The organism is Streptomyces diastatochromogenes, assembly GCF_002242805.1.
GTDB lineage: Bacteria > Actinomycetota > Actinomycetes > Streptomycetales > Streptomycetaceae > Streptomyces > Streptomyces diastatochromogenes.
In genome coordinates this window covers 1-5414 of record NZ_MCGQ01000128.1, presented here as the reverse complement: position 1 = coordinate 5414, position 5414 = coordinate 1, and the positions used below count along the sequence as shown (strand labels likewise).

Below are 5414 nucleotides of genomic sequence, written 5' to 3'. Positions count from 1 at the left end.
CCATGGGGGCGTGGGCCAGCCGGATCTTGCCGACGATCTGGGTCCACATATGCAGTGTGTCCCGGGTCTCGACCCAGTCCTCCACACGCAGCCGCGGCCAGTTCCCGACCTGTTGTGTCCTCTGCTCTTGCATCGTGCCTCCTACGGCCCTGGCCGCGCCGGCAACCCTGCGGTCGGCTTTGCCGAACTAGGGCAGCGCGGCGAGCCATTGGATTGCGGTCATGCCGGGCAAGTAGAAGTACTCGCCGCCCCGGACGGTCACGAAGCGCGGCAACCCGGTGAGTCGCCGGCGTACCGGCTTGCCGGGGATGGTGTACGAATCGGTGCCGTCGTGGTTGCCGGTGAGTGGGTCCTTCTCGGTGCCGAGACCGACGAAGTCGCCGTCGTTCATCCAGACTTCCTGAATGAACTCGAACTGTCGGGACAGACTCGCCCCCAAGAAGATGAAGATGATGCCACGCTCCGCCCCGTCGTCCTCCAGTACGCCGTCGGGGAGCACGGGTCCATAGGCGGCGCCGCGCCGGATCAGCCGATGCGTGTTGACCGCGACCACGGTGTCCTGGAGGCTGTCCCGAGGGTTGACGCGCCGGATGTGAGCGCCGTGCGGCACACACTGTCCGCGCGGATCGTCGTCGTAGTAGAGGAAGTCGTTGTTGCGCATCGGGTCGGCCGCCAGTTCGGGATCGTCCGTGTCCGGCGACAGGGCGAGTGGCGCACCGCTGCGCCAGCGGCCGATGATCTTTGCGGCGATCAGTTCCTCGTCCTCGGGCGACCTGGCGTGCTCGCGCAGATATCGGCGGAACGCCGCTACGTCGGAGTGCAGTTGCCGGTACGCCAGGTAGGTGCCGTTACGGCCGAGCGTGTCCGGCACCGGCGCGTCGGGCAGCTCTCCTGACTCGTCCTGGTAGCCGAGGATGAATTCGCCGGGCCAGATCTCGTCATGGCCGGGCAGTGGAGGGTTCGCACTTCCCCTGATGTGCGGTCCACCGATGCTGTCACGAAAGCCGAAGTGCTCACGTCCGGTGCTCGGGACATTTACGTCGAGTTGATAGATCGAACTCACTCCGGCAAGGCGCCCGGCCTCGTTGCGCGGTTCGTCCAGCGCCTCGGCCTCCTGCGAGATGATCAGCACCCCGATATGGACGTCCCGACTGCCCAGCGGTGGAACCCAGTTGCTCGGGTCGTTCGCCCCGGTGTCGCCGAGCACATCCTTGCGGGCAGCCATACCCTCGCGAAACTCCGGCGAGAACGATGCGAGCGACTCCGCCGGAACGCCCAGCCGTTCGAGGCCGCTGTAGGTGAATGCGATGTTGAGGGTGCAAGGCCGCGGGCTCTCCCAGTCCGCGGCGCTCGTCACCATCGGCAGGATGCCGCGCAGCGACTGCTTCGCCGCACCGGCGTCATCGATGCGGTACAGCAGGTACACACCGTGGTAGTCGTCGGGTCGTCGGCGCAGCAATGTGCCCTGGATGTCCTCGAATTCCAGAGTGGGGACGGTGCGCCCGGCCGAGTCGTTCATTCCTGCACCGTGTCGAGCAGCTGGTTGAAGGCGTTGGTCACCCTCAGGCTTTTCGTGATGTCGCGAGGTGTCGCCTCCGGATCCGGACCGCCGTACCAGATGCCTGCTTCGACCTGGTATTTCGTGATGTACTGCAGCGCCTCGTCCGTCGATTTCATGCCCGGGTAGCCTTCCGCGACTCCCGTGAAGATGTAGTCGATCCACGGACCCGCGAAGCGGATGACATCCCTCACGTACGGCATGAATTCGTCACTGTACGTGGCGGCGAACAGCAGCTGCTGATCGTTGTTGATCAAGCAAACACGCAGGTCGTGAACGGTGCCGAGACGGCCCTCCCAATAGGGCGCCTCGATTTGCGCCTTCTTCGCCCGATCGCGGAAGACGGCCGGACCGTCCGGCTGAATCACCGGGGCGACCAGCGTGAATTCCGCCCGGTTGCCGACCCGGCTGCCCGCTCCCTCGGTCTGCCGCCGGAGCTCCTGGCTGTACCGGCCGATTTCCCCGGCACTGACCTGCGGTGAGATCGGGTCGTAGGTGCCCACATCGAACATGGCGATTACCTCCTCAAGGAGAGGATTTAGACCCTTAATAACAATATTCGCCCTACTCTGGTGCCATGCGCCCAGCGGCCTTGTCGCTCTCCGCTCCTGGCGGCGTTTCCGGCCCCTCCACGAGAAGGAGGCCATGCCGTGTCCGACCACTTGTCCAGCCTGCGCGCGATGCAGGACCCGGTCATCGACCTGACCGACCTGTACTTCTTTCCCGTGCCCGATGTGCCAGGTCGGCTGGCCGTGGTGCTGAACCTGTTCCCCGGCGCGCAGCCGGGAGCGGCCTTCTCCGACGCCGTCCTCTACCGCATGCGGCTGGCGCCCGCCCACATCGGCACCGACGCGGTGGTCCGAGCCCGCGGTGAGGACGCGATCGCGTTCGACGTCACGTTCACCGACATCGAACCGGACACTGGTGACCAGGGGGGCGCACTCAGCTACGGCGCTGACCGCACGGTCGCTTTCCGCACCGGGGAGAAGGGTGCCGTACGCGGGCCCGAGGTGAGCGTCTTCGCCGGCCTGCGCCGAGATCCTTTCTTCATGGACGTCCAGAGCGAGATCCGCACACGCGCCACCCGTCGGCTCGCCTTCACCGCTCCCGGCGTGGACGCCGTCGCGGGACAGAACGTGCTGAGCATCGTCCTGGAACTCGACGCGGACGCTGTCCTCGGCACCGCCCGCAGTGCGCTGTGGGCCGCCGTCGGGGAATCCCTCAGCCAGGGCGTACCGACCGCACGCTTCGAGCGCATCGGCCGACCCGAAGCGAAGAACGTGCTGCTGTCGGTCAACGGAAACGACACCGTGAACGCGAGCGTCGACCTGCGCGACCTGTACAACCTGGACGACCCCTTCGACGTCCCACCGGGGTCAGCGGCCTCCTACCGCGCTCGACTCGATGCGAATCTCGCCATGTTCGACCAGCTGGACGACGCCGTCGCCTGGCCGTTCACCGACGACCACCATCACCCGCTCACCGAGCCGCTGCTCCACGACCACCTGGTCCTGGACACCACAAAGCCCTTCGGAGACCACGGATACCTCGACATCGAGCGCGGCGCCCTCACCGGTCAGCCCCACGAGACCTGTGGCGGCCGTTGGTTGAACGAGGACGTCATCGACCTTCTCTATTCGGTGATCGTCGGCGGCTGGCACGGCACACCGGTCAGTGACGGAGTGGACTCCGCCGTCATCCCCGCGACGCGCGCCTTCCCCTACCTGGCCCAGGCCAACCCCGACCCGCCCGTACTGGATGCCGGAGCGATTCTTGCCCCCTCGCCCTGAACGCGCACACCTCGGCGGACGGCCCCTACCGCGGTGTACGTCCTCGACGATCGCGCTCGCCAACCTGGACGCCCAGATAGCGGGCCTGGCCCAGCACTACGCACAGTCCGGCCACACCGCTGTGGGTGTGCGGCTCACCAACGCGTTGCTCACACGCCACAGCATCACCTCCGACGCGTGCGATCTGAGGGCCGCCGACCGCATCACGACCGAACTGGTCAGCCACGCCCCCGCAGACTCCACTGCCTGGCTCACCCGCGCCCACATGGCCACCACCACCCACCGTTTCGCCGAGTCGACGCGGGCCCTCGCGCTCGCCACGCACCACGGCGCGGCCGCCGAGGACATCGCCGAGGAACGCGCCGACATACTTGAAGCGTGCGGGTGCGGCCCGGCTGCCCTCACGCTCCGCATGGCACACGGCACGACCCACGCCGACCCACAGCAGATGGCGCGCATCGCGTGTCTGCACGTGTCGATGGGCAACGATCAGCCGGCGCGGGACGCTTTCGGCGAAGCCCTCGGGAGATACGCAGGCCCCTCTCCCCTCCCCCTGGCCGCCATCCTCTACAACTGGGGGCACGCGCTCCAGCACGCCGGACAGCATGACCGGGCGGTGAAGGCCTATCTAGCCGTCCTCGCATACTTCCCCACCCATGCGCGAGCCCTTCGGGCCCTCACCGAGTGACGGAATACCCCTGCGGGGCTGCGCGCGCGCCGCGCAGCCCCGGACATCCCCTGGCTCCGGCTCAGAAGGCCGTGTGGGCGAACCAGCGGTCCAGCGTCTCGGACTCCCCTGTCACGTCGAAGGCGGCCTCCTGGTACGACCGACGTCCGTAGAGCAGGAGCAGGAGGTCGGCCGCCTGGGCCCGGACGGTCGTCGTCCGCGCGCCGGACGGTTCGCCGTCCTCCCCTCGGGGCAGCAGACGGAAACCGTCGGCTTCCAGGCGCACCCGCCACTCCTCGCCGCTGCCGCCGGTGCCGGGGCCGGCGCACTGGAACACGATGGTCTCGCCGTCACCTTTCAGCTGGGCCACGGCCGGGGCGAAGAGGTGCGCGTCGGGCAGGTTGACGAGGAACTCGTCGATCCCGTCCGTCGCCAGCACGGGGTCGAGGGGTGACTCCTGGCCCACGGACCACTCCGCGTCGACCCGGTGGAGCAGCGTCTCGAACAGCATCCGGCGGGCCCAGAACCTGGCGTGCTGGTCCTCGCCCCAGGCCCACATGGGTGCCTGGGGATCGGTGCCCCGCAGCACGGCGGCCACCTGGGGGATGCCGGCCGCCACCCAGCGGGGGTAGTCGTGCGCGCTGTCCGGCAGCCCCAACTCCACCTCACGGCTCCGCGGCGGCTCCTGCACCAGGCGGGTCAGCAGGGTGGAGAACCAGCGCTGCAGGCTCCCGACGTGCCGGGTGAGGTCGGCCACCGTCCAGTCGGGGCAGGACGGCACAAGGGTGGCCGGATCAACGCCCTCGACCACTTCGGCGAAGCGCGCCGTCTCTTGCTCGATCGCCTGCTGGTACGTCGTGTACGGCAGCGGGTGCACCGCCGCCCGGGTGCTTTCCATGTCGCGTCCGCCCTTTCGTTCGCGGGAGGTGTCCCACCGTCATCGACCGCTCGCCGCATGTGCGCCAGGCGCCGTCCACGGTCCCGCCTCATGATCCACCATCGCCGCCAGGCCCTGCCCCGGTGCCCTGCCCCGCTCACCGCCCTTCCGAGCGGTCGGCCGAGACGGAGCCTCGTGGACCCCAATCAGACACCGAGGAAAATCGGGCGGCCATGTTCAACCGTTGTGGGCCACTTGGCGACATGTCCGCACTGATGTCTCCGGATTGCGCTGGGATGGCCGACTCATCGTGAGCCGCGGATCGGGGATGGACATGAGCGACTTGGCCGAGGCGGCGCCGTCCGGTTCCACACACATGACGGAGCGGGCGACGTGCGAATGCGGCGTCGACATACCCGTCGGCGGGCCCCGGGACGAGGAGGACCGTTTCCGGGGCCTGCTGGAGGCGGCGCCGGACGCGATGGTCATCGTGGACGACACGGGCATCATCAGGCTCGTCAA

6 protein-coding genes and 1 pseudogene are annotated in these 5414 nt (G+C 68.2%); 3 read left to right on the top strand and 4 right to left on the bottom strand.

Features of this window, described 5'->3' with window-relative positions; translation table 11 throughout:
- The 3 genes from BEK98_RS50705 to BEK98_RS46910 form a co-directional block, all read right to left on the bottom strand.
- Positions 1-133: DUF5996 family protein (locus BEK98_RS50705; RefSeq protein ID WP_244202318.1), on the bottom strand; the 133-nt coding region annotated here is incomplete at its 3' end.
- Positions 134-187: 54 nt separating this feature from the next.
- Entirely contained in the window at positions 188-1519 is a 1332-nt protein-coding gene (locus BEK98_RS46915) for a Dyp-type peroxidase (protein ID WP_094222920.1), read from the bottom strand.
- Positions 1516-2070, bottom strand: coding sequence for a hypothetical protein (locus BEK98_RS46910; protein WP_094222919.1), 555 nt, complete (start codon positions 2068-2070; stop codon positions 1516-1518). The genes BEK98_RS46915 and BEK98_RS46910 overlap by 4 nt, the downstream gene beginning before the upstream one ends.
- A 138-nt stretch (positions 2071-2208) precedes the next feature.
- Here BEK98_RS46910 and BEK98_RS46905 point away from each other — a divergent pair, with 138 nt between their 5' ends.
- Together BEK98_RS46905 and BEK98_RS46900 are read left to right on the top strand one after the other, a co-directional pair.
- The gene (locus BEK98_RS46905) at positions 2209-3348 is read left to right on the top strand and encodes a DUF4331 family protein (RefSeq protein WP_094222918.1); all 1140 of its coding nucleotides are present in this window, start codon (positions 2209-2211) and stop codon (positions 3346-3348) included.
- Positions 3332-4036: a tetratricopeptide repeat protein gene (locus BEK98_RS46900; protein WP_094222917.1), complete on the top strand. Its 705-nt coding sequence runs from the start codon at positions 3332-3334 to the stop codon at positions 4034-4036. Before BEK98_RS46905 ends, BEK98_RS46900 begins: the two co-directional genes overlap by 17 nt.
- A 61-nt stretch (positions 4037-4097) precedes the next feature.
- Here BEK98_RS46900 and BEK98_RS46895 read toward each other — a convergent pair whose 3' ends face one another.
- Positions 4098-4913: a maleylpyruvate isomerase family mycothiol-dependent enzyme gene (locus tag BEK98_RS46895; protein ID WP_094222916.1), complete on the bottom strand. Its 816-nt coding sequence runs from the start codon at positions 4911-4913 to the stop codon at positions 4098-4100.
- Between the two features lie 313 nt (positions 4914-5226).
- On the opposite strand from BEK98_RS46895, the pseudogene BEK98_RS46890 reads away from it, so the two are divergent.
- A pseudogene (locus BEK98_RS46890) lies at positions 5227-5414 on the top strand (PAS domain S-box protein); the annotation flags it as partial.

Excerpts from the sequence above, each read along its gene's own strand:
- BEK98_RS46915 (WP_094222920.1), bottom strand. The coding sequence starts at position 1,519 with ATGAACGACTCGGCCGGGCGCACCGTCCCCACTCTGGAATTCGAGGAC.
- BEK98_RS46910 (WP_094222919.1), bottom strand. The coding sequence starts at position 2,070 with ATGTTCGATGTGGGCACCTACGACCCGATCTCACCGCAGGTCAGTGCC.
- BEK98_RS46895 (WP_094222916.1), bottom strand. The coding sequence starts at position 4,913 with ATGGAAAGCACCCGGGCGGCGGTGCACCCGCTGCCGTACACGACGTAC.